This window comes from Bacillus infantis NRRL B-14911 (assembly GCF_000473245.1).
GTDB classification, from domain to species: domain Bacteria; phylum Bacillota; class Bacilli; order Bacillales; family Cytobacillaceae; genus Bacillus_AB; species Bacillus_AB infantis.
Map to the genome: position 1 here is coordinate 4,777,318 of NC_022524.1, position 24,689 is coordinate 4,802,006.

Here is a 24,689-nt window from a genome sequence, read left to right on the forward strand (position 1 = left end):
CCTGTCCCCCTCATTGGTAACAGGCTTTTAGCAGTGTGATAAAGACAAACGGATAACCTCCTCTTAAGGCAGTGCCGCGCCAGCTTTCAAGATTCTACCGGCTAAAACGCATCTTCTCAATTAAATGTTGTAAAGCATACAATAAATACGCTTTATAGTGGATATAGAGAAAGAACTGGAAATAGCTGATACGAGTTAGGCGGACAATCTTTACCTTCTTGAGAAATGGCAGGAAAACCCATGCGAAAACCACATGAAAAAGAGCATTTAGCAGGATGAATTTTTTAAAATTGCCGTATGAATATTTAAGGATCCACAGAGAAACTGGCATATAAGGACCTATATCAAATGGCAATTCATCCCTTATAAATGATTTAGGCTGATCATAAAATTTCCACCACTTTTTGTGACGTCCATAAAGATGGTTCGTTATCTCAAATATACTGATGATCGCGCCTGCAATTCCATATCGCTTGAAGCTGCGCTTACCGATAAACAGCAGCGAAAACCAAGGGATCATAATGATCGATAAATTAAATACCACATGCCGCCTCGATAACATAAATGAACTTCACCTCACCCTGAACGGTTCCTATCTTTATAAGGTATCCAGATAAGAGGAAAAAATCCAGTTACTGATTGCAAAAGGACTTCTCGATGCAAAATTGCTCTTACCACCAAAATTGCCCAGCAGGATTGTTTCACATGGAACATAAAAATCAGGGGAAAAACCAGGGGGACAGACCCCCTGGCCCATTCTTAAAAAGAGCCAAGGGACCCGTCTCCCTGGTTCCTCAAAACCCCAGCCAATTCCTCCAGTCTTCCCCGGGATTCAACTAGATATCGCATTCCTTCTTTCCGCAGGTATCCCTGTTCACAGAACTGGGCGAGTACATGCAGCAGGTGCCGATAGGAAACTCCGAGGAAGTCGCAGACGGTTACATGCTTCTCTTTATACAAATCCCCGTCCGCTGTTTGCAGGATGAAGTCTGCAAGGCGGTTTTCGAGCGGGAAGGCGAGGCTTTGGGAGTATTTAGCAGCCATATTGGTGGCTTTGAGGCTGAGGAATTTGGTGAGTTCACGCAGGAATAGCGTGTCCTCGAGCATTTGATTACGGTATTGGGTTAGGGGAATGGCAAAGCAGATGGTGCGGGTGGAGGCCTGGATGCCTTTTGTGTAGTAGACCTCATGCAAAAGCTCCATCTCGCCGATATAGTCATGAGTGTTAATGAAATTGATGAGAGAGACTTTGCCGTTTTGATAGGTGATGTAAATTTTGGCTTTTCCTTCGATAACATAAAAGAGGTAATCAGGGCGCATACCTTCGCGTATGATCCATTCATCGCGCTGGTATTCGTGGACTTCGATGCCTTCTTCGATAGGAAATGAGAAAAGATGGGCAATGCTGTGCTTCTCAAGGTGACGCTGCTTTTCTTTCTGCTGAACTTTTTTCATTTTGCATCCCCGCTTCCTTTTTCTCTCAAAACAACCTCAAAATATGAGATATCTCATATTATTTTACTTTTCCTCTTGGTATGATGCAATCATTGGAGGAATGAACGATGAATTCACAACGCTGGATGAGTAGACAATTTTTTAGTTTCTTTTTTACCTGGGGGATCTTTCTTCCCTATTGGACCGGATGGATGATCCATACAAAGGGAATGACGGTTGGCCAGGCTAGCCTGATAATGAGCCTGGGGCTTGTAGTGCGCGGCTTGTCAACACTGTTTGCCTTCCCCTATCTGTCAGGGAAATTCAGCAGCAAGGTATTGATCAATGGAATGGGCATCGGGACTTTCGTTATCCTGCTGCTTTGCATCCCGGCTGATTCGTATTCGACTTTGCTTGCTGCAGTTCTTTTTCTGCACTTCTTTTATCCGACCCTGATGCCGGCGATGGACACGGCTGCCGGTGTGCTTGTGCAGCATAAGCAGCTGAAGAATTACGGGAAGAGCCGCTCATGGGGATCTCTGGGGTTCATTATCAGCGGTCTGATCCTGACGATGTTCACTGGCCGGTTCGGGGACGGCTTCATTCTTTGGGGGCTGCTATTCGGTGTATTTATGCTAACCTGCCTGGGGATGATGCAGGCTCCTGATGTGCTCTCTCAGAAGCCAAAGGCGGACGCCAGGAGCAGAGGCTCGCTGCTGAGGCCATTCAAGGCCCAGCACTTCGGGATTGTGCTCGTGATCGTCATCCTGCTGCAGGCGGCACATGCCTCTTATTACAACTATGGCTACATTTTTCTGCAGGAAATCGACGCGCCTAAATACATGATCGGAGCGATCCTGAATATTGGGGTCGTCGCAGAAATCCTGTTCTTCCTTGTCGCCGACCGCGTCTTCCGCAATGTTTCACCCGGTTCCCTGCTGGCACTAGCGGCTCTCGGCAGCACCGTTCGCTGGATCCTTGTGTTCGCCTTCCCGAATGTAGCGATGTTCTCAGTGTCGCAGCTGCTGCACGCTCTCTCCTTCGCCATGGGGCATTATGCATTCATGAAATACATGATCCAGTACATCCCGCCGAAGGATGTCCCGATCGCCCAGGGCATCTACTCTGCGCTCGCCCTCAGCTGGAGCACGGCAGTATTCACCATCTTTGGAGGATACCTGTATGAGATTGAGCCAAGATATGCCTTCCTCGGGATGCTGGTGTGTACGGTGCCTTCGCTGATTGTGGCGCTGGTTTATCGGAGGATGGCGCACCGGAAAGATGTGGCTGCTGGACAATTAGCTGGTTAATCCTGCTTTATCGGTTATCGAAAACGTGGCATGTGCCAAACAAAAGCCTTAGGACCTCATACTTCCTAAGGCTATTTCATTTCAATTTAGCCATCTCAGAAGAAGTTGAAAACCAGCCAGCACGTTCTCTCGTCTAATAGTGTGAGAATGTAAAAAGGTTTCATCGGAGGAAAAAATGAAAAAGGCACTCAAGATTGTTTTTAGCGTAAGCTTCATAGTTTACTTATTTGTGTTAACATCCATATTATTCTTAGGTTCGAGGGGATTTGCCTGGGACGGCATGTCATTAACAGACTATATAAGGCAGTCTTCAAATTTCATTCCCTTCAAAACAATCAGCATGTATTTTCAAGTCTTATCGGATGGAAGGATGAACATAGATATACCTATTAAAAACCTTCTTGGCAATTTTGTTTTGTTAATGCCAATGGGTGTTTATCTTCCTTTCTTTACAAAGAAAATGAATAGCATAATCCTGTTTACAGTCTCCATGACGGCCATGCTTATAACGATAGAAATCATACAGGTTATTACGAGAAGAGGAAGCTTTGATATCGATGATTATATTCTGAATATGCTTGGTGCTTTGATAGGATTTGGCCTTTGGAAATCAAAATTTGTTGGGAGGATATCAAGATAGCCCGGGCTAAATGTTGCTTGCTGCGAAACCCCTAGGCTGTACTTTCTTATACATTTAACAGCCATATTGCTGTAAAAGAGGCATAATGTAAAAAAGCTCGGATGCCCTCGCATCCAAGCTTTTTTCCTGCCTATAATCAAACTGACTTAGGCGCTAATTCCACTGCCTGTCTCATCGCCTCCACCAGGCTCTTCTCGTCAGCGATTCCTTTGCCGGCGATATCGAAGGCTGTGCCATGGTCGACGCTTGTCCGTATGATTGGCAGCCCGACGGTGATGTTCACGCCGGCATCAAGGCCGAGAACCTTCACAGGACCGTGGCCCTGATCGTGGTACATGGCAACGACGATATCGAAATCGCCGCGTACAGCACGGAAGAACAGTGTGTCAGCAGGGAGCGGGCCAATAGCATTGATTCCTTCCGCCTGTGCTTTTTCAACACCTGGGATGACCTTTTCTTCTTCTTCGCCATAGCCGAACAATCCATTTTCACCGGCATGCGGATTGATTCCGCAGACAGCGATCTTCGGTGAATCGATGCCCGCCTTTGTCAATGTTTCGTGCGCTAGCTTGATGACGTGGTAGACACGCTCAGGATTAATCATTTTCACCGCATCCAGTATGCCGACATGTGTGGTGACATGAATGACTTTCAGATTAGGCGCGGAAAGCATCATAGAGTAATCCTGAGTGTTTGTCAGGTCTGCCAGAATTTCTGTATGGCCGGGATATTTGTGTCCGCCTTTTTGCATCGCTTCCTTGTTCAAAGGAGCTGTACAGATGGCAGCGATTTTCTTTTGCTCCGCAAGCTCAATCGCTGTCCGGACGAATTCAAATGCAGCATGTCCCGCTTCAGGTGATACCTGCCCTACAGGAAGGTCGGCCGGCAATAGATCCAGGTCCAGGCAATAGACAGTGCCCAGCTGGTAGTCCAGCCCTTCCAAATCCTGTTCGTTCACTGTTTCGATCGTTAATTGGCTGTCCACAAAGCCTTTAGCACGTTCAAGGATTTTACGGTCCCCAATGACAAGCGGGTTGCAGATCTGGTAGATTTCTTGATCTGCCAGCGTTTTTAGGATAATTTCCGGTCCGACTCCCGCTGCGTCTCCCATTGTGATGCCTACTGTTGGTTTATTTTGATTCACATTTCTCAACCCTTTCAATCATATAATTTACCGCATTCATTAAAGAATCTTCCTTGCCGAATCCGCCGGCCTTCGTTACAGCCCAGTAGTTACGGGCGCCGCTTTTGATCCTGCCAAACGGCAGTCCCGGCTCCACTTCGGAGAGAAGCTCCATTTCACTTACACCCAGCTCCTGGCATACAGCTTTTGCTGTATCCCCGCCAGTTAAAATCAGGCCGTCAATCTTACCTGCCTTCTCCAGGAAGATGCGGGCTGCTTTCCCAAGACCAGAGGCAATCCTTTCACTGACTTGGTTGGCGGTAAGATTCTCCGCAGCTCCCGCATCCTTCGCCAGCATCCGATTTTCTTCCGAAGAATTGACGTATAGGATAAACTGGCTGTCTTCCTCTGCATTTCCTGCTTCTTTCAAAAGGCTGTCAATATTAAGGCTATCTTTTACTAAATCAACAGGATTTACTTCGATAAAATAGCTTCTCTCAGCCCGCTGCAGACTCTCAAGCTGGCTTTTCGTCACTTGGGATAAGCTTCCCGAGACAATTAATGTCTGCCGGATTGAGATTTCTTCTCTTTGCTGCCCGATAACTGGATCAAGCTGCAATGCTTCCGGAAGATAGTCAATCAATCCACCTGAACCGGCCCAGACAGTTTTCTTCTCTAAGCTGGCAAAGATCCTGGCAATCCGCTCCAGGTCGGCCTCCGTTTCCGCATCGCAGACAAACCAGGCAATTCCTGAACGGAGCTCTTTTTCAATAAAAGAAAAGACTTCATCCTTCGGTCCCCTCAACAGGGAAGCATTCAGCAGAATGATTTTATCCTTGACGGTCTCCTTTAGCAGATCAGGTATATAGCTTTCAATTACAGGCGTCTTCGGATCACGCCCGAACTCCGTTTCTGTAATAAGCTGCCCGTCTACATAATGTTTCCCGTTAAGCGTCGTTCGGTTCAGCTTCGGGAATGCAGGTGCAACCACTACCGCCTCCGGCTGGTACACATCAGCCAGTGACGCCAGCTCGGACGCAATATTACCTCTCAGGGTGGAATCGACCTTTTTATAGACATGATTAAACCCTTGCTGAAAAAGAAGAGAAGCAGCTTTTGACACTGCTTCGTATGCGGCTTCTTCCGTTTTCCCGCGGCTGTCGGTATCAACTATCAGCACATCTGTATGAGAGTGGACATTGATGTCGATATCCATAACAACGGTGGAATTGAATCCTTTTTTCGCCAATTGAACACCTGAGTCATTTGAGCCGGTCAGATCATCAGCGATAATTCCCATTTTTGTTTGCATTGCAGTCACACCCTTAGTTGCTGGAATTTCTTCTATTTTTCTATAATCATTGAAAGTTTTATCGGTTAACCTCTTTGCTGAAATCATACCCTTTTTTCTCCATTCGCTTCACGAGGAAGGCGATATACAATGGCAGAAGGATTGCGGTTGTTACTGTGGAAGCTGCGACCTGAACTGTCGCCAGATCAGCATACTGGGAAAAGCTTGCGCTTGCTGCTGCAATCGCAGCCGGTGTTGCCACCGCATTCCCTGCTGTTGACCCTTCCGCTGCCCCAACGATTGGATTCCATTTCAATGCCTTGAAAACGAAGTAGCCGGCAGTACCTGTTACAAACACAGTCAGGAAGCCGAGAACAACACCTGTCAAACCGCCATTAACGATAGCGCCGAAATCGATTCCCATACCAAGCGCGAAGGCGAAGAAAGGAATCAGCATAGAGCTGCCTTTATCAAGGAAAGTGCGCATCTCATCATCCAGGTTTCCAAGCACCATTCCGACCACGATCGGAAGAAGAACGGCGATGAAGGATTGGAAAGAGAACATTCCATTTACAAAGCCCATGGCACCGAAGATGGATAAGGCAACCATTGTCAGGAACGGACCATCATTCAAAGCCAAAAGTGAGTAGGCCGCACGGTCTTCTTTGCTGCCGTATTGTCCTACAAGGGCAACGAACAGACCGCCGTTGCTGTTTGTCATCGCGGCGATGACAGCAATTGGAGCAAGTCCAAGGAATAATCCGTTATCACCGGCAAACATATAAGCGATCAAACCTGCGACTGCACCAACTGCCCACTTGGTTGCAAGCAGTGTGGCACCTTTTCCGACGGAAACCCCGAAGGATTTTACATTAATCTGAGCCCCTGTACATAAGAGGAACAATGCGATCAGCGTGCTGGCACCGTTTACAAATAATGCTTCAGTAAAGTTGCCGATTCTGAGTAGATTTGGAGCAAATGTATTTATAGTGGCAGCAAGCAACAGTGGAACAACCATCATGCCGCCGGGAATTCTTTCTAGACCTGCCTTTATTCTCATAGTATAGCATCCCCTTTATCATTGTTGAAATTTAAAACAAACTGAAATCGTTTACAAACTTATAGTAATCGTTTTCATTGTATTTCGCAATGGATTTCACGAAAAAAGTGATGCGTTTTTAGATATAATCTATAAATCGTTGCATTTTCAAACAATTATATATAAAAAAACAGGCTTAATTAATCCTTAAGCCTGCGCCACAAGGTGGAACGGTTAATCCCGAGTCGCTTTGCCACCTTAGTTTGATTGAAGTTTTCCTGAATCATGCATTCCTGGATGATTCTTTTTTCGATTTGTTCTAGTGTGCCTTCCAAGAAATCCCCCGGCAGGATTGCTTCTTCATTCTGTTTCTGTTCCAACAACCCATTGATTGTTTCTTTTTGCAGCACATAGCCGTTTTCGTTCTCGGCCGCATCGAAGATTACACTCTTCAGCTCAGAAATATTGCCTGGCCATCCGTAGGTTTCGAGCAGCTGAAAGGCGTCTTCCTTTATCTTGATCGGAGATGTGCCACGCTCCTGATGGGACTCGGCGATGAAGTAAGCCGTAATCGACCTGATATCTTCCTTGCGGTTCCGGAGAGCAGGCAGATAGATACGTGTTCCACTTTCGTCAAACAGCCAGCTATGAAAAGAAGAATCCTCCTCTTCATGGGAGATAATAATGGTCTTCCCGCTCCCGCTCCAATCTTGTGCCCGTTCAATCAGGTTCTTCACCTGGGCAGGCTCGAGATTCTTGGTGTCTGTAATATAGACGGTCGATATATCCCCATCGAGCTGGATATTGCCGAGGGCCGCTTCAGCAGCATCAACCATCAGCAGCAGGCCTTGCCCCTGCTGTTTCTGATGATGGATATAGCGGGCCATGTCCCGTTTGCCTGTCCCTTTTTCGCCAATCAAATTCCATTTGTTCTTCTTTATATGATTTGCGACATTCTGCAGGCAATCCCGCATAAGCTTGCTTTCATGAATGATCAAAGGGGACTGGGCAACAGATTCAAGCCGCCCCGAACTGTCCGGCCGTTCTTTTTGAAGCTTGCTGAAGGTGAGGAGATCATACCGCGTCCCTTGAACCATCAATGGCGAAGATTGCACCTTTATTTTGTCCCCTGCTTCGCCTTCAATGATTGAGGAGCTAATCTCTCCATCCTGCTGCTGGGATATGATGGACTGGGGATTGAACGGAAGCGATGAATAATCAATCGTTTCCCATTGTTCAAATACAGTCTTCTTATCATCATCCAATATAAGGAAATCGCTGCTCATTTTTCCGAGTACAGCTTTGAGCATTTCAATCTCTGCCTGCTTCTTTTGAAATAATGCCGTAACACTGCTTGCCCTTTGGAAAGCATCAAAGATGGCTTCCTTCCCGGACTGGATCAGGATACCTTCCAGACCATGATGATCGGCCACATTGACGGTGACCACATCCCCCATGATGACCCTGAAGCCCTGTTCCTTTAATTGAGGTACGAGCATATCCACTTCTTCCGCCTGATCAACCGTATACACCTCTGTCGGAATCTCTAAAATATCCGTGATCGTCTTCGCCCCAAGAGTGATATTCGAAAAGCCCACGATCGCTTTTTTCCCTGGAAAATCATTGGCGAGCGTCAGCACCCTAAGCATATCGTAGCCGGAAATATGTACATCGATGACCGGGAGATTGGTGTATCTTTCAATCTTCTTGGCTGTCCCTCCGCGGCTGATGATGACATGATATCCATCCCGCTCTGCCTGTGAAGCGATCGGGACCGCCTCCTCAAGGTTCGCCACCTTTACATCCACATCCACCCCTGCTTCCACCCTGCACTGCTCTATCAAATACGACATGGCCTGATAGGGGGCAATAAATAATATTCTCATACTCATTTCCATCACCCGTTCTTTTATATCTTTCATACATAGCATACCATGAGGGAAATCGCAACGATTAGCCGTAAAAGCAAAAGAGCTGCAGCACTCCCCCCTGGAAGGCTGCAGCTCTTTCTTTATTCAGCGGTTGTGCCGGTTTCAACACTGGCTGGTTCTCCATCCAGGAACGCCTGGATGGCTTCTGTATTTTGTTCAAAGTCGATATCGAGCGCCAGCCCGATTCCGTCATATCTTTCATTGGTATATGAGTTTTCAACAGGAACGGTCAGAGTCTCCACTGTCTCCGGCTGCTTCAGGGCAAGGCTCTTCATTAAGCCGAGAAGGTCTGCACCCTTAAGGTTTGTCTGAATATAGGGCTGCACGGTGCCGAGCATCTTAGGCAGTTTAAGGACGCCATTAGCACTCAGGAGCTGATCCTTCATGGCATTGATGACCTGCTGCTGGCGGCGGACCCGTCCGAAATCAGCTTCGGCATCTTTGCGGAAGCGGGCATATCCAAGCAGTTCCTGCCCATTCAGCCTTTGGAGCCCAGGCTCGAGGGAGACACCGATATTAGCGGACATCTGCTTCTCTACATCGATTTCAATCCCTTCCGGAGCAAGAGCATCAACCACTTTTTCAAACCCTTTAAAGTCGATCAGGGCATAATATTCAATATCCAGGTCAAAATCATTTTTCAGCGTTTCGCGGAGCAGGTCCGGTCCGCCCAGATAAAATGCAGTGTTGAGTTTGTAATTTTTATAGCCTGGGATTTCTGTGTAGATATCCCTCATGACGGAAATAACCTTGGCCGTTCCTTCCTTCGGGTCATATTGTGCGACCATGATAGAGTCTGTGCGTGACTTTTCTTCATCCGGACGTGCATCGACTCCAAGCAAAAGGACGTTGATCTTATCATCAAGGCTTTTCACCCCATTGAACTCAATATCCTCTTCTTTTTGCTTCGCCTTCACCGGGTCAGCCATGTCCACACCCGCCTGGTATTGGTAGGCGAAATAGCCGCCGGCTGCCACAATCAGCAGCAGCAGAACAGTGAATACTTTCCATCCGCGTTTTTTCTTTTTATTGCGTGCTAGTCTGCTCATGTTATCTCCAATCCTTTATATAGTCTTTGTTTTTTTCATCGGAAGGGCGTTCATGGCCCAATGGATCACCACGGCATCGTCTAAATATCCGACCGGAAAGAGGTAATCCGGGATGCAGTCAACAGCGGCAATGAAGTAAAGGAGAGCGCCTCCCATCAGGGCAAGCTCCGTCTTCGTGCCTTTTTTCAAGGAGAATTTCTCGTACATTTCCTGCAGCTGCTGGATAAAGGGTCCCATGCCTGCCACTTTTTTGACCTTCTCATCAAACTGGCTGAGAATCCTCCCGGTCCCTTCCCCTGTCTGTGAAAGCTCTTCATATTTTGCAAGCTCTTCTTTCACATCTTCAAGACGGAATTCCCCGTCCATCAGGTGGGCCGTTTTGAGGATATCCTGAATCTGGCCAATCGAGTCATTGCGCTCTGGCGCGGGGCCGAGCGGATAGCCAGCGGCCTCATATAATCTGGAGATCGGAACGTTCAAATGCTCGGCAAACCGCTGCAGATGCTCAGGGGTCGCCTTGCGCTTTCCGTTGACGATCTTCGAGATCACTGCTGGATCGATCCCCGCCAGCTGGCCCAGCTTTCTCATCGAAAGTGAGCGCTCTTTCAGCAGCCCCTTCAGAAGCCCGCCAATTTCCTTGCTATTCTCTGCCATGCTCTCTTTCCTTTCTAGCTATATCACTTCTATCAATATTACAGAGAGTGTTGACGTTTTGTCAACATTCCTCAGAAGGGAATGCTTGGTTAGGGCATTATCTGTTTGCGAGGGGATTTTTTTAACTGGCAGAAGGAATTTCCAGACGCTTATTTGCGAGTCTCGGGAGATATTTGCGACTCCTGGAATATATTTGAAACTTTACCTTTTTATTTGCGACTTTCACCATATATTTGCAACCTGCCCATCTTGCGGGCACAAAAAAAGAGACCGTTCCGCACGGCCTCCCTCCCACTAATTCGCACTTACCCAACAATCCTAGTCCCATGAATCTCTCGAATATCCAGCTCTGCCGCAATCTCAGGAAGATTTTCATCCGTAATCCCGCCGCCCGGCATGATCGTAATCCGGCCTGCAGCGTGTTCCATATACTCCTGAAGACGCGGCAGATTCTCAAGGATTCCAGACTCAGATGGCCCGCCATGCGTCAGAACCCGGTTCACACCATGCTCCGCCAGCCAGTCTATGGCCTGCAGCTGCCTGTCATGCCGGATATGGTCAAACGCCATATGAAAGACAGTCTCCAGCCCTTCTGCAAGCTCCAATAAAACCTTCATAGCCCCTTCATCAATCCAGCCATCCTCCGTCAGGCAGCCGAACACCACGCCATCTGCGCCGAGCTGCTTAAGATGAATAATGTCTTCCTTCATAACCTCGATTTCTTCCACTCTGTAGACAAAATCTCCGCCCCGCGGCCTCACCATCGCCATGACTCCCGCATTATGCCTGCGGCAATAGTCGATTGCCTTCACGGCAACACCATGGCTGACGGTTGTCCCTCCGACCGAAAGATTATCGCACAGCTCCACGCGTTGGGCGCCTTTACTGATCTTCTCGGGAATCAGTGTCAGATTTTCTACACACACTTCCTTCAGCATCTTCTCATCCTTTCGGCTTAAAGCATGTCCCTTAAATTAGTTTGGATTGAATCGGGCAGCATTTGAAAAAACAGCCCCTCAAATAGGATATCCAATACGCCTGCTGCAATTAATAGAAGCAGCAGGATCACCAGCCATCTCTTTTTCGCCATCTTCCTCCCCCTATCCTATAAAACCATTCACAAAGTACATGAGCGTTTCTTGTTCTTCATTGGTAAGCGGCCGGCCGTAAAACGCTTCAAGACCTTTTTTCATCTTGTCCTGATCGCCTTCGTACGCTGCCACTAAGTGGGACAGAGTCCGGAGCAGGCTCGCCTCCGCCTGGTATTCTTCTTTTGTAATAGGCTTCCAGTGGGAGATGATATACGTATCCGCATTGAACATCTCAATTTTATCAAGCATGTCGAGTGTTGCCTTGGCCGTAAAACGCCAGGTTGGCGCATACATCTTCGGCGCAGTCGCATCGGCCAGAAAGGCGATCCGCTCTTCTTTTATATAAATAATGACCGAATCAGGGGCGTGGTCTCCGCCCACCTGCTTCAGGACGCAGGTGATGCCGCCAAGGTCGATCGTCATTTCATCCTTGAATGTTATGTCCGGCAGGCTGATCCGGATAGGCCGTTCCTGCTGCGGGAATTCTTCCTTGATCGCATCCGCACAGAACTGGATCTCAATTCCCTCCTCAACCCGCTCGTCCAGTGATCGGTCATCCCACTTAAATGGGACCAGTTTTTCCATCTCCACCCTTGTATCAACAGAGGCAATCGACGGAATATCCAGGGATTCAAGCCCAAAGATATGGTCCCAATGCCAATGGGTAATGGCTGCCACAGTTGGCTCCGGCCTACCCGCTTCTTTTAATTTTCCCAAAAATAGCTTTGCGTGTGCCGCAGAATTGCCGGCATCTATCATTAAGGTATGCTTATCCCCCGAGACAGCCATCAGGATCGGCCTGTCTGTCGGGCCGACAGGCGTTAAATATGAAATCCTGTCTGACCAGAGAACCAATTCTTGCTCCATCATTCAATCTCCTTTGGCTGATTTCTATGCCCTTTCTTTATAGCATAATTCAGGGAGATAATCATGGCCATCTTAATGTACTTCTTTAACCGCAGGCACTTCTGCCTTCTTCCCTCTGTAAAAATAGACTACATACAGCAGAAGGAACCACACAGGCGTCAGCAGGAGCGCCGGCCTTGTTTCTTCGGCAATCAGCATGATCAGGAGGATCATCGCAAACAATGCGAGAACGAGATAATTCACTAATGGAGTGAACGGCGCCTTAAAAGCAGATTCCGCATGCAGCTCAGGGCGCGTTCTTTTATACTTCAGATGGCAGATCAGGATGACGCCCCATACCCAGATGAAGCAGATTGCGCTGATGGTGGTCACAATGGCAAACGCCTGTCCTGGCAAGAGCTTGCTTAAAAGAGCCCCCACTGATACGACCAGGGCAGACAGCCACAGAGCGTTGGCCGGTACATGCTGCTTATTCAGCCTGTTCAGACGTGCCGGTGCCTGATTGTTTTTGCTTAGGCTGAACAGAATCCGGCTCGTTGAGAACAGCCCGCTGTTGCAGGCAGATGCAGCTGAAGTCAGGACGACGAAATTGATGATTCCAGCTGCAACCGGGATCCCGATGAGGCTGAAGGTTTTCACAAAGGGACTTTCTGCTGCATTCAGGTCCGTCCATGGATTGATCGACAAAAGGACGATCAAGGCGCCTACATAGAAAAACAGGATGCGGAGCGGGATCTTATTGATGGCAGCCGGGATATTTTTCTGCGGGCTGCTCGTTTCCGCTGCCGAAACGCCAACGAGTTCCACGCCAACGAAGGCAAAGACTACCATCTGGAAGGAAAATAAGAATCCTGCCGCCCCGTTCGGGAATGCTCCGCCATGTTCCCAGAGATTGCTCAGCGAAACGGTTCCCGCATCGGTCTTAAATCCGGTGATCAGCAGGAAGATGCCGACTGCGATCAGCCCAAGGATCGTAATTACTTTTATTAGGGCAAACCAGAACTCCAGCTCCCCGAACAGCTTGACCGTCAGCAGGTTGAATCCGAGCAGGATAATCAGGGAGATGATGGCCGGCACCCATTGCGGGATGTCGAACCAGTATTGAACATAGACGCCGACTGCGATTACATCGGCCATCGCGGTCATGATCCAGCAGAACCAATAGGTCCAGCCTGTCACAAAAGCTGCCCGCGGTCCAAGATAATCTTCGGCGATATCTGTGAAAGATTGATAGCCTGCTTTTGATAAGAGCAGCTCCCCAAGTGCCCTCATGACAAAAAACAAGGCGGTTCCGACGAGCAGATATGCAAGGATGATGGACGGGCCGGCCTGCTGGATTGCTTTTCCGGACCCAAGGAACAACCCTGTCCCAATCGTGCCGCCAATCGCGATCAACTGTACATGCCGATTGGCTAAATCTCTTTTTAACTCCTGCTGTGCCATTCCTGATTCCTCCTCTTAAAATGGGGTCTGACCCCTTAGATGTGAACTATTGAACACAAAGTTTTACTGCAATAAAAAAAGAGACTGGGGAATCCCCAATCTCCTGATCATCAGAATAACGAATATAAAGGCAAGTCATAAAGCATGCCAAATGTATATCCAATACTCTTCTGTCCTTTTGCCTGAGATGGTGAACCCTTCGGCGCCGCGGAAACCCGCGGTCTCTCCAGAAGCTGCTCCTGCCACAGCACGACCCATGGCATTCATAGCTTGGTATGAAATTATACAGCAATATTTTTTATATAATAGTAGCGAACGGGTCGTTTGTCAACCGTTCCGTTTTCCTTCTCTAACAAAAAGAAAAAGGCGCCTCCCCGGGGAAGCACCTCTTGTACCATTATTTAGACAGATTCAAAGCCTTTTCGGAAACATAGAAATCTTTTCCGTTAAAGACCGTGACGCCATCGAGTTTTTTCGTGACAATCCTGTTGTTCTGTACGATATGAGCGATATTTTTGTTCACAGGCAGTTCGATCTTTGTCTTGCTTTTTTCTGCGATAAAGACCGGGTTGTTCGCATCTGTTACATCAATGCGGGTCTTGTAGCCTTTTTTCTCAAACGACTCTTTCGCATTGACGAACAGCTTGTCTGTAACGGATTTCAGGTTGAAGCCCATATGCTTTGCCATTGCTTTAGCAATATCAGTGTTATCGATCAATCCAAAAGGCCTTGATGGTCCATATGCGTACAAGAATACATCCTCGCCGGTATGCCCGCCAGTGGAGAAGCCGATATTCGCGCGGTTTGCGAGCATTTTGGCCATATCAGACTGCAGGTTTGCGGACGCCTTCAATTTATCGAGTTCTTCTTTTGTCAGATTATCCAATCCGTACAGGCCGGCCACTTTTTCCATGTTTGAGCGGTCTGCTTTCAGTTGGCTTAAAGCCCCTTCAAGTGTCATGGACGCTTTTTTCAGCGGGTCGATATAAGCTGATACAGGAATTTCCGGGTAATTGCTGTTTGTGTTGACGTTCCCCATTGTGATTCCGCTGTTTCCGTGGTCACTGACTGCGATGACCATTGTGTTGCCGTCTTTTTTCGCAAAATCGAGGGCTTCTTTCACTGCATCATCAAATGCCAGTACATCACTAAGAATTCCGACGGTGTCATTGGCATGCGCTGCCCAGTCCACCTTGCTTCCTTCAACAAACAGGAAGAAGCCTTCTTTGTTCTTGTCCAGCGTTGTGATCGCTTTTTTCGTCATATCAGCCAGAGAAGGCTGGCTGCTCTTAGCAGCCTTTCGGTCAAAGTCATAGGCCATTGCGGAAGGCGCAAATGAGCCCCAGATTTTATTTGATTTCGATTTTAGGAGGGCTTCCTTTGTCTCGACAAACTGGTAGCCGTTTTGGCTGATCACATTCAATAGATTCTCGCCATCAACGCGGGCATTCTTGGTTGTTCCTGGTGCCAGAGATTCTTTGCCTCCGCCAAGGACTACATCAATGCCCTGGTATACCTGCTGCTCGGCAATGTCCTGATAATTGCTGCGGTGCGCCGCATGTGATGAAAATCCTGCAGGCGTTGCATGCTGAATTTCAGATGTGGAAATGATTCCTGTCGACTTTCCAGCCAGCTTTGCCCCCTCGAGCACATTGGCCACCGGTCTATGGGCATCCTTCTCGCTGACTGGAGAGACACCCGGTGTATTCACCAGTGCAGGCAGAAGCCCGATTACCTTGTCATTGCTTTTATTGCCTGTCGCTAAAGCCGTTGCAGCAGGTGCAGAATCCGTGATTGCCGATTCTGCGGAATGGGTGCGCACCCCCCCGATGAGGATCTCATCCATCGCCAGATTCCCGCCTTTGTACCATCTCGCCAGGTTAGTGGCCCCTGCGCTTGTCCCGTCCATGACCATCATAATGACATTGGCAGGCTCTTTCTTCTTGTTGTCCTTTGCCTCAGCCAGGTGATTGTTTACAGCAAATCCCAGAGAAGAAAACGCAACAGCCGCAGCCACAGAAATCCCGGCAACCTTATTCCTCAAATGATTCTTCATTTCAAATCCCCCTTTAATTGATAGTTTCTAATTATCAGCATAATGAGGATGTATTAATTTTCTTGTGATATTCTGTTAAGTGATTGTAAATTGCAGGAAACAGGACATATGGCATGTTTTATCCTTTGTTAAAAGTAAGATTTTATTAGGATATTCTGCTCAAGTTCCGAGCTGAAGTGAGCAGTGCCTAATGATTTCCTCATAACTCCTTTTAGAATATGCTCCTTGCAAGCAGGATAATTAACCAACCCTTCATCTGCCCCTAATTTGTGGTAAATTCATCCATATATGATAAAAAAGAAAGGGAATATAATGATAAACAAACAGCTTTATAACTTATACGAAAAACATTATCCAGGCATGCTCTCTTCTCTTGAAGGAAACAATCTCAGCAACCCTCTTCTTCTGAAAATAAACGATGAGGAACAATATCAAAAAGCCGACTTAAAAGTAATGTTCTTGGGCCAGGAAACGAATACATGGGAAGGCAGCCTGGGCTCTAAATCCATAGAGGAGCTGCTGGGGACCTACTCCAGGTTTTTTGGCGAGGGGAAGTGCTTCCGCTATGGAGGGCCTTTTTGGAACACGGTAAAAGATTATACCGGGGATATAAAAGAAGCTTACCCGGACAAGCGTGTTGAGATAGTCTGGAATAATCTTATCAAGCTAGGAAAGGAAAACAGCAAAGGCGCTCCCAAGAAGAGTCTGGTAGCTATTCAAAAGGAAGCATTCCCTGTGATCAGGGAAGAATTGGAGATCCTGAAGCCTGACGTGGTTCTATTTTTCACAGGACCGCGATATGACCAATACCTGAAAGCCGAGTGGCCGAATTTGACCTATCATCCACTCGCTCATGAACCTGCTGGAAAACTAGCAAGGTTAAAGGGAGGATCTTTGCATCCCCAGGCTTTTCGCACCTATCATCCTAATTATCTTTACAGGGCAGGCAAACCGTTTTACAACTCTGTAAAAAAGTCCATCATCAGCAGCATTTCAATTACACCAAAAGTATTTCCTTGAAAAAACAGGTAATTCTCTTCAGACAGGGAATATATTGGTGAAGAATTGAAGCAAGGAGGAATGAAGATGTTTCAGACATTGGATGGTTTTTTAAAGCTATGGAACTATGAAGTACATACAACACAGAAGGTCCTCGACCAGCTGACAGATGAATCCCTGTCCCAGGAGGTCACAGCCCAGAACTGGACACTGGGAAGGATTGCCTGGCATACGGCAACAGCAATCGGTGTAATGGCCTCTCAAACCGGCCTGGCTTTTGAGGCACCCGCCAAAGACTATCCGGTCCCCCAATCAGCCAAATTCATTTCTGATATCTACCAAAAAGCGAGCAGCGCTCTCGCTCATGCAGTCAAGGAGCAGTGGACAGATAAAACTCTCAGCGAAGAAAAAGACTTCTTCGGCCAAAGAATGTCAAACGGCCAGCTGTTATTCTTCATCATCCAGCACCAAATTCACCATCGCGGACAAATGACCATCCTTATGCGCCAGGCCGGGTTAACGGTTCCCGGTGTTTATGGCCCAGCCAAAGAGGAATGGGCCATGATGGGGATGGAAGCTCCGCAGATGTGATGATGAAAAGAATTCTGCTGCTTTTCCCATTCGTTTTGATAATTTTCGCAGCTTCCGCCCAGGCATTAAGCTGGGCCTACCCTTTCGTCGTCTGGGATGGAAATGTTTATGAAGTGACAGATGAAAACGTGCCGGAAAGCCTAATCGGAGAGAATATTGGCGAAGTAGAAACCCGCCCTGATGACATGACGGGAAAATACTACGGGAATGCTTCCAATGAATATCAGATTGGTACAAATTATTTTGAGATAAAGGATCTGCCAACTGACGAGGGCATAGCTGTTGAAATTGCGGACAATGAATGGCGAAAAGCAGTCTTTGCCCATGAGGCTCCTTCTCATTGGATGGATCTGGTTCCTTATGTTCTCCTCACCCTTCTATTGCTGGCAGCTGCCATCGCTATTGCTTTTTACCTTAAGAAACGGAAATAGAACAGGTGCCTTCCCCGCTGATATGCAATACGGGGCCAGGCACCTGTTTTTATTCCTTTTTAGGCAATAATTCGTTCACATTTTTGCCATAAATTCCTCTTAAGATTAGCCTTGTACCCAATTTGGCTAAAGGAGAGAAATGTATGAACTTTTTAAAAAGGTCTTTTTTAAGCGTGAAAGCCAGGAAAGGTAAAAGCCTGCTGCAAATTTTTGTTTTCACGGTCATTTGCGTCCTGGTTCTGGCCGGCCTATCCATTCAGACTGCCGCCAAAAAATCGGGCGATCTTGCCCGGCAGAAGCTTGGCGCCAACGTCACCCTGCAGGTCGATATGGAAAAGATGCGCGAGCAGATGCAGTCCCAGCAGACGAACGGAGAACGCATGCGATTCCAGTCTGCCCCGATTCCTGCAGAAGCAGCAGAAGAACTGACCTCATATGAACAAATCAAAGGCTATAATTTCTATTCTTCTACTACTGCCCTTGCTTCAAGCTTTGAACCAATCACAAATAATGAGTCAGGAACAACAGAAGAAGGCACCACAGAATCAGCTGCTCCGGGCGGCAGGATGGGCGGCGGGATGGCCCAGGGAGACGTCAGCCTTCAGGGAGTAGGCTTTACTGATTCCACTGCGGAATTCATGGACGGCACTGCTTCAATCATCGAGGGTGAACATATTACGGAAGACGACCTGGGAAAAAACGTTGTTCTCATTGAACAGACTCTTGCAGAGGAAAACGGACTGAAGGTGGGCGACTCCATTACAGTGGCCAATCCAAGAGATGATTCGGCCACACTCGAGCTCCAAATCAAAGGTATCTATCAAACAGCTTCCACAGGCTCTGACCAGGGCATGGACTTTACTGCCATGATTCCATATAACAAGCTTTATGTGCCTTATACCAATGCTGCTGCACTTAAAGGCAGCGGCTATGAGGGGACCATTGACAGTGCCACTTACTATATTGATGATCCTGCTGATATGGAAAGCTTTGTCGCACAGGCGATAAAGGAGAGCAGCATTGATTTTGAAACCTTTAAACTTGATGCAAATGATCAGCTGTACCAGCAGATGGTGGGGCCAATCGAGAACGTAGCAAGCTTTTCAAATAATATTGTTTATCTTGTCTCTATTGCAGGTGCCATCATTTTGGGGCTGATTGTGATGATGTCGATTCGTGAACGCAAATATGAGATGGGCGTCCTTTTGGCAATTGGTGAACGGCGCTGGAAAATGGCCGGCCAGTTCATCGCTGAGATTCTTCTCGTTGCGGCGCTTTCCCTCGGAATTGCTACTCTCAGCGGCAATATCGTGGCCAAAGAAGTGAGCGACCAGCTATTGAATCAGGAATTGCAGTCAGCTGCGGAAACCTCAGAACCTGAATCCTTCCGCGGCGGGGGGATGCGCTTTGGCGGCGGAATGCCGGGTATGCCTGAAGCTCAATCAGAGCAGGCTGAAACCATTCAGGAATTGGACGTAAGCGTCACAGCAGAAGATCTTGCCATGCTTGCAATGATTGGCATTCTGATTGCAGCCCTGTCTGCCCTGCTGCCATCCTTAACGGTTTTGCGTCTTCAGCCTAAAACGATATTGAGCAGACAGGATTAAAGGATGGAGGAGACAAAATGACTTTACTCAAATTTGAAAATATTAGTTATTGGTACAAACAAGAGAATAAAAAGCATATGATCCTTAACAATATCAATGTCAGCTTTGAGAGGGGGGCTTTTTACACAATCATCGGCCCATCCGGTTCAGGAAAAACGACGTTCCTTGCGCTCGCCAGCGCCCTGGATGTTCCCAAAGAGGGAGCGGTAGTATATGAGGGGAAGGATATAAAGAAAATCGGGCTAACGAAATTCCGCAATAAGTATGTATCCATTGTTTTTCAATCTTACAATCTGCTTCCCTATATGACAGGGCTTCAAAACGTGATGACGGCAATGGAAATCACAGGGGCAAGCCATAAGAATAAAAAAGAATTCGCATTGAATATGCTGGAGCGTGTCGGCATATCCAGCAGGCAGGCACACCAGAAAGTGCTGACACTAAGCGGCGGCCAGCAGCAGCGTGTCTCGATTGCCCGGGCACTCTGCTGCGAAGCTGATCTGATTGTGGCCGATGAACCGACAGGAAATCTGGATGAAAACACAGCAAACGAAATTGTGAACCTGCTGAAGGACTTGGCTCATAACGAAGGGAAATGTGTGATTGTTGTAACCCATGACCAGAATATTGCTGAGAAATCTGACATTACGATCAAGCTATCAAAGGGGAAGATTACTTTGAACAAAAGAGAATATGCTGAAACCCTGGTCTGATTGCTGCTGAAAAAATAGGAAAGGTGCCTGGCCCACGCTGCTTTACAGCTCAGAATGGGTCAGGCACCTATATTTATTCTTTCTCCCCCTGCTCTAACACCACTAGCAAGTCTCCCTCATTTAGTACAGGCTTTTCGCTGAAGGTGAAAAAAACAAGGCTGCCGTTCTTTCTTTTTACGCATAGCGGAATTCTGTCTGTTTCCATTTCTTCTTTTTCCACTGTCTGCTTGCTGTCAATTTCAATTGTCTTCAGTTTATAGCCGATATTGACCATTCTGTTCAGCTCAGTAAAGGTCGCTTCTTCTCCAAACAGCAGATGTGCTTTGAACGCGGTGGAGATTTCCTTATGCTCGGTTTTCCTTTCTGCTGTCGGCAGCGAGAAGGTATGGTTATATCCGAATTCAGGAAGATAGGTTTGGCAAACAAGCGCGTTATAGGCTGCATTCCCTTTCATAGCCAGGAGGAAATTATAAGGGCTTTTGTCGATTTCGAAATCGCTGTGCTCGGAAAGAATCTCCCCCTGATAGGTCGGAATCTCCAGCTTTTTTGCAAGGAAGAGGCGGTCAGCGGACGTGTCTGTGATCAGGGCGGAAACGTTTATCTCCTTCAAATGCTTAGCGAAGGCAATCGCGAAACTGCTCGCCCCCACCATCAGGACGCCTGAAGACTCCGGATTTGCCAATTTCAGCTTCCGGGCAATCGGACCGATGGAAAAGCCATGGGCGCACACCGTAATAAAAACAAGGGCCAAGGTGAGCGGCGTTAGTATCGTTGCATTTGAATAGCCATCTTCTATTAATAAAGCGGCAAAATACCCTGAAACCGTCAAGGCAACGATTCCCCTTGGCGCAATCCAGCTCACGAGTGTTTTTTCCTGCAGTGTCAGCTCTGTTCCGATTGTGGAAAGCCAGATAGACACCGGCCTGATAAGAAACAGCATAGTGATGACAAATAAAATGATCGGCCACGTGAAAACGTCCATAATGGTCTCTCTTGTCAAAGAGGCCGTCAATAATATAAAGACAGTGGAAGTCAGCATAACCGAAATGTTCTCCATAAAATGGCCGATGCTTCCGATTGAATGGACATGCTTCTTCGTCCGGGCAAGCGTCAGTCCCATGACTGTTACAGCCAGCATCCCAGTCTCATGCATGATCCCTTCGCCAAGCGTGAAGCAAATCAGGACAAAGCAAAAGATCAGCGGTGATTTCAAGTATTCAGGGAACAATCCTCTGCTCACCAGGAAGCTGACAAGCAGCCCTATTACAAGACCGATTAAAGTCGCCAGGAGGGCCTCGATAAAAAACGGAATGAAATCTTTAAACTGAAAAGGTCCATCCAAGGTAATTTTGATAATTTCATAAGCAAATAAGGCCAGTAAAGGACCAATTGGATCTACAATGATTCCTTCCCACTTCAGAACCGAAGAGACGCGGGCAGACAATTTTGCCTGCCTGAGCAATGGGATGATGACTGTAGGCCCGGTCACTACAAATAATCCGCCGATGATAAAGGAAATTTCAAGATCCAGCCCGGCAATATAGTGGGCTGCTAAAGAACCGCCGATCCAGGCAATGAGTGCTCCAAGTGTTACAATGCGAAAAACAGACTTGGAAATGCCTTTCAGCTCGCGTATATCAAGGCTCGTACTGCCCTCAAATAAGATCAGTGCAACAGCAAGAGAGATAATCGGGCTGTACAGCTCCCCCAGCCCTTCCTGCGGATTGACAAGGCCGAATATCGGACCAATTAAAAGCCCGGCAACCGTCATGATTACGATGGATGGCCACTGAATCCGCCACGCCAGCCACTGCGAAAACATACCGAGTACAATCACAATAACTATGCTCATTAAAGTAAATTCTGGTTGAATCTCAATCACCTTCTCCAATTGGCATATTTTTCACTTATCACATACCGGAAAGTTTACCAAATTATTGGGCGGTATAGAAATAGATTGGCTTCAGATATTGATCCTTGGCGCTTTTCAAATAGAAAAACATGATGGCCTTTACTTCTAATTGCAGAAGGGTAAAATCCGGAAAGAGGAGGTTTTAATGTGGATTACAGATAAGTTCAGCAATCATCTGATTGAGCTGCCAGCCAGCTCGGTGTCTCCATATGTGATATGTCAGCAAAATCATATTAGATATCACTAAAATTTAAGTAAAATGATGCATGGCCCCAATGGCTTCAAGCTTTAGGAAAAATCGGGACCAGTCACCAAGTACAGTGTATACTCCCCGCAGATTGCAAAGGGCAAAACCGCTGAATCTCACCTCAGCTATCGTCAGCTCGCTTCTTACCTCCCCTCATTCAGGCTTCATAAGATGCCTTCAACAGCAAAATGCCCTATCTGATCGTAGGGCATTCTAAGCTATTTCCGCTTCGCCATTTCTGCTCTATTCGGTGCCAGCGGAGGCTGTTCGAGCCACTTATTTTTCACCATAATATCAAACCAGTTTTTTGTGACCACCAGGTTCTGCAGAATGGTTGCTTCGTACGTAGTGACCAGGTCGGTTCTCATTGCAGAAGCCAGGCCAGCACCATGGTAATTTTGGGCGGCTTGAAATAAGAATCCCATATGATACATGATTAATTTATCGGAAAAAGGCGATTCCGATGATACAGTAACTTCTGTTTCCCAGGACTTTGGCACCGGCAGATTATCCGCCTGCATGATCTTAGAAAGAGATTTGATCTGGCCATCGGCAGTCTTCTCAGAACTGGTTAAGAACTTTCTTACCTCTTCTGACTGGGCAATTTGACTGAAAGCAATCGAAAGAGTTTTGGCCATAATGCTCTTTTTGATGTTCAAAGAAATACTGATGACCTCCGGTGCCGAAAGCGTTCTGCCATTGCCGAAAAAACCATCCTTAAAATCCTTGTTTGTGACATACTTAGGCTGTCCTTCTGGATAAAACAACGGGTCCCTTTGGAAAAGTCCTTTCTCAAGCAATAAATCAACAGTTTGATGATACATTTGTTTCCCATGTTCATCACATTCGCCGTAAAATAACCTTAAGTCTTTCCTTACCGAAATGCCTAATGATGTGATGTGCCCCAGCAGTCCATGTGTAGTCATGATATTTAAATAATTCAGGCAGAATGTGTCTGTAAACAACCTCTGCTTACCTGGGTACAGGTCGGTCTCACTAAACCCAATAGGAACAGGAAACCCCTCATTCTCAATAAACGCCTTAATTTGTGCCTTTTGCCGTGCAGATATCATGATCGCTTCATTAAAAATGCTTTTGATTTCTTCATCCTCAATAATCGAGTACATATATCTATTTACAATATCAACCGCAGTTCCATTTATATACTCTCCCCATAAGGACCCGATTTCAGAAGATGTCAGTTTGAGATTTTCCTTATCCATATCCAATCACCTCGCAAATATTATGTCCTTTTTTTAGAAAGTCATCATATATGAAGGGTGATTTTTTACAATGCAAAAAAGCAAGACCGTTTCAACGGCCTTGCTGGTCGGATTATTTCAAATATGCCTTCAACGTCTCTTGAAGCGTCCCCTTTGTTTCAGCATCCTTCTCAAAGCGGATACCGGCACGGACCATCTTTTTGACAAGATCCGGCCTCAGCCCGGTAAGAATGGCCTTTGAACCCATCATGCCCACTCCTGCCAGGACCTTTTCAAAATCATCCATCACATCTTTTTCCATCATGGCGATGCCTGACAGGTCAATAACAAGTGTCTGGATCCTTGTAGCTGCAATTTCATTTAGAACCTTCTCTTCTATTATTTCAACTCTGTACGTATCCATCGAGCCAATCAGAGGCAGGACAGAAACCGTTTCACTGACCGGTATGATAGGTACAGATAGATGTTCAACCGTTTCCCTCTGTTTAAGAAGCATTGTATCTTTATATTTTGAGTAGCTTAAGAAGAAATTGTTAAGAAACTGGTCAATCTGGTCATTCACCGCTTTTTCCAGCTCAAAAAAATCAGAAGCTGGAATCTTCTCATCTCTTTCCTCATTAAGGCTGCCGATAATGTGCCAAGTTGTTCTTCTTATGGCCTGGACCCATTCCAGTTTCAAAGAAAGAGTTAAAGAATGCCCTGCCCAGGCAACCCCTTCTTCCTGAGCAAATGCGATAAGGTCGCTTTCATTGTGGTCAACAATAAAGTAAATTAACTTCCTCGCATTTTTTAGAAGGTCAATATTCCCCTTATTTAAAATCTCATTGATCTTCCCAGAAACATTCACTGCTTCAGACAGCAATTTGTTTTCAAACTCTTCCCCGTGGTTGTTAATAAATTGCACTAACTCATCCTTCAAGATTCGTTTGATACTCATTACTACATCCCCCTACTATGTGCTATATGAATAAAAAACATTTACTTATACCCGGATATTATAACAGTTAAACCAGTTTTTATAGGTTTTTTGAAGCGGAG

At 46.8% G+C, this 24,689-nt stretch carries 23 protein-coding genes and 1 riboswitch; of the genes, 7 read left to right on the forward strand and 16 right to left on the reverse strand.

The window, feature by feature from the left end; translation table 11 throughout:
* Window positions 1-94 precede the first annotated feature (94 nt).
* Together N288_RS23690 and yeiL are read right to left on the reverse strand one after the other, a co-directional pair.
* Window positions 95-562 carry a hypothetical protein gene (locus N288_RS23690; protein ID WP_022544611.1) on the reverse strand — a complete coding sequence of 156 codons (468 nt, stop codon included), beginning with the start codon at window positions 560-562 and terminating at the stop codon, window positions 95-97.
* A 197-nt stretch (window positions 563-759) separates the two neighbouring features.
* Window positions 760-1,455, reverse strand: a complete 696-nt coding sequence (gene yeiL, locus N288_RS23695; protein ID WP_009794633.1) for a transcriptional regulator YeiL — start codon at window positions 1,453-1,455, stop codon at window positions 760-762.
* Window positions 1,456-1,562: 107 nt separating this feature from the next.
* On the opposite strand from yeiL, the gene N288_RS23700 reads away from it, so the two are divergent.
* Complete coding sequence (locus N288_RS23700; RefSeq protein ID WP_035402865.1) at window positions 1,563-2,744, forward strand: MFS transporter; 1,182 nt, start codon at window positions 1,563-1,565, stop codon at window positions 2,742-2,744.
* Between the two features lie 175 nt (window positions 2,745-2,919).
* Window positions 2,920-3,384 (forward strand): VanZ family protein, encoded by a 465-nt coding sequence (locus N288_RS23705; RefSeq protein ID WP_009794635.1) that lies wholly within the window; start codon window positions 2,920-2,922, stop codon window positions 3,382-3,384.
* Between the two features lie 136 nt (window positions 3,385-3,520).
* Here the strand turns inward: N288_RS23705 and pdxA are convergent, their stop codons facing one another.
* From pdxA to N288_RS23755, 11 genes are all read right to left on the reverse strand, one after another.
* On the reverse strand, window positions 3,521-4,495 hold the full coding sequence (gene pdxA / locus N288_RS23710; RefSeq protein WP_009794636.1) for a 4-hydroxythreonine-4-phosphate dehydrogenase PdxA: 975 nt from the start codon (window positions 4,493-4,495) through the stop codon (window positions 3,521-3,523).
* A gap of 19 nt (window positions 4,496-4,514) precedes the next feature.
* Window positions 4,515-5,819 (reverse strand): four-carbon acid sugar kinase family protein, encoded by a 1,305-nt coding sequence (locus N288_RS23715; RefSeq protein WP_035402956.1) that lies wholly within the window; start codon window positions 5,817-5,819, stop codon window positions 4,515-4,517.
* A 58-nt stretch (window positions 5,820-5,877) separates the two neighbouring features.
* Window positions 5,878-6,858, reverse strand: coding sequence for a 2-keto-3-deoxygluconate permease (locus tag N288_RS23720; protein WP_009794638.1), 981 nt, complete (start codon window positions 6,856-6,858; stop codon window positions 5,878-5,880).
* 179 nt (window positions 6,859-7,037) lie between these two features.
* Window positions 7,038-8,729 (reverse strand): sigma-54-dependent transcriptional regulator, encoded by a 1,692-nt coding sequence (locus N288_RS23725; protein WP_035402958.1) that lies wholly within the window; start codon window positions 8,727-8,729, stop codon window positions 7,038-7,040.
* Between the two features lie 119 nt (window positions 8,730-8,848).
* Window positions 8,849-9,817 carry an LCP family protein gene (locus N288_RS23730; RefSeq protein ID WP_009794640.1) on the reverse strand — a complete coding sequence of 323 codons (969 nt, stop codon included), beginning with the start codon at window positions 9,815-9,817 and terminating at the stop codon, window positions 8,849-8,851.
* A 15-nt stretch (window positions 9,818-9,832) separates the two neighbouring features.
* Window positions 9,833-10,471 (reverse strand): helix-turn-helix domain-containing protein, encoded by a 639-nt coding sequence (locus N288_RS23735; protein ID WP_009794641.1) that lies wholly within the window; start codon window positions 10,469-10,471, stop codon window positions 9,833-9,835.
* A 305-nt stretch (window positions 10,472-10,776) separates the two neighbouring features.
* Entirely contained in the window at window positions 10,777-11,409 is a 633-nt protein-coding gene (locus tag N288_RS23740) for a copper homeostasis protein CutC (RefSeq protein ID WP_009794642.1), read from the reverse strand.
* Window positions 11,410-11,426: 17 nt separating this feature from the next.
* The gene (locus tag N288_RS25750) at window positions 11,427-11,561 is read right to left on the reverse strand and encodes a hypothetical protein (RefSeq protein WP_009794643.1); all 135 of its coding nucleotides are present in this window, start codon (window positions 11,559-11,561) and stop codon (window positions 11,427-11,429) included.
* Between the two features lie 10 nt (window positions 11,562-11,571).
* On the reverse strand, window positions 11,572-12,432 hold the full coding sequence (locus tag N288_RS23745; protein ID WP_009794644.1) for an MBL fold metallo-hydrolase: 861 nt from the start codon (window positions 12,430-12,432) through the stop codon (window positions 11,572-11,574).
* 69 nt (window positions 12,433-12,501) lie between these two features.
* Window positions 12,502-13,872, reverse strand: a complete 1,371-nt coding sequence (locus N288_RS23750) for an amino acid permease (RefSeq protein WP_009794646.1) — start codon at window positions 13,870-13,872, stop codon at window positions 12,502-12,504.
* A 160-nt stretch (window positions 13,873-14,032) separates the two neighbouring features.
* A riboswitch (glycine riboswitch) is annotated at window positions 14,033-14,112 on the reverse strand.
* A 157-nt stretch (window positions 14,113-14,269) separates the two neighbouring features.
* Window positions 14,270-15,928: an alkaline phosphatase gene (locus N288_RS23755; protein WP_009794649.1), complete on the reverse strand. Its 1,659-nt coding sequence runs from the start codon at window positions 15,926-15,928 to the stop codon at window positions 14,270-14,272.
* 312 nt (window positions 15,929-16,240) lie between these two features.
* Here N288_RS23755 and N288_RS23760 point away from each other — a divergent pair, with 312 nt between their 5' ends.
* The 5 genes from N288_RS23760 (at window position 16,241) to N288_RS23780 (ending at window position 20,269) form a co-directional block, all read left to right on the forward strand.
* On the forward strand, window positions 16,241-16,948 hold the full coding sequence (locus N288_RS23760) for a uracil-DNA glycosylase family protein (RefSeq protein WP_022544614.1): 708 nt from the start codon (window positions 16,241-16,243) through the stop codon (window positions 16,946-16,948).
* A gap of 66 nt (window positions 16,949-17,014) precedes the next feature.
* Window positions 17,015-17,518 carry a DinB family protein gene (locus N288_RS23765; protein WP_009794651.1) on the forward strand — a complete coding sequence of 168 codons (504 nt, stop codon included), beginning with the start codon at window positions 17,015-17,017 and terminating at the stop codon, window positions 17,516-17,518.
* On the forward strand, window positions 17,518-17,949 hold the full coding sequence (locus N288_RS23770; RefSeq protein WP_009794652.1) for a hypothetical protein: 432 nt from the start codon (window positions 17,518-17,520) through the stop codon (window positions 17,947-17,949). The genes N288_RS23765 and N288_RS23770 overlap by 1 nt, the downstream gene beginning before the upstream one ends.
* Before the next feature lie 143 nt (window positions 17,950-18,092).
* Window positions 18,093-19,556, forward strand: coding sequence for an ABC transporter permease (locus N288_RS23775; protein ID WP_009794653.1), 1,464 nt, complete (start codon window positions 18,093-18,095; stop codon window positions 19,554-19,556).
* A gap of 17 nt (window positions 19,557-19,573) precedes the next feature.
* Entirely contained in the window at window positions 19,574-20,269 is a 696-nt protein-coding gene (locus N288_RS23780; protein ID WP_009794654.1) for an ABC transporter ATP-binding protein, read from the forward strand.
* Window positions 20,270-20,342: 73 nt separating this feature from the next.
* Here the strand turns inward: N288_RS23780 and N288_RS23785 are convergent, their stop codons facing one another.
* The 3 genes from N288_RS23785 to N288_RS23795 all read right to left on the reverse strand — a co-directional run bounded on the left by N288_RS23785 (window position 20,343) and on the right by N288_RS23795 (window position 24,588).
* Window positions 20,343-22,121: a cation:proton antiporter gene (locus tag N288_RS23785; RefSeq protein WP_022544615.1), complete on the reverse strand. Its 1,779-nt coding sequence runs from the start codon at window positions 22,119-22,121 to the stop codon at window positions 20,343-20,345.
* A 525-nt stretch (window positions 22,122-22,646) separates the two neighbouring features.
* Window positions 22,647-23,651 carry a DUF3231 family protein gene (locus N288_RS23790; protein ID WP_009794656.1) on the reverse strand — a complete coding sequence of 335 codons (1,005 nt, stop codon included), beginning with the start codon at window positions 23,649-23,651 and terminating at the stop codon, window positions 22,647-22,649.
* A 112-nt stretch (window positions 23,652-23,763) separates the two neighbouring features.
* Entirely contained in the window at window positions 23,764-24,588 is an 825-nt protein-coding gene (locus N288_RS23795; protein WP_022544616.1) for an STAS domain-containing protein, read from the reverse strand.
* Window positions 24,589-24,689: the final 101 nt, after the last annotated feature.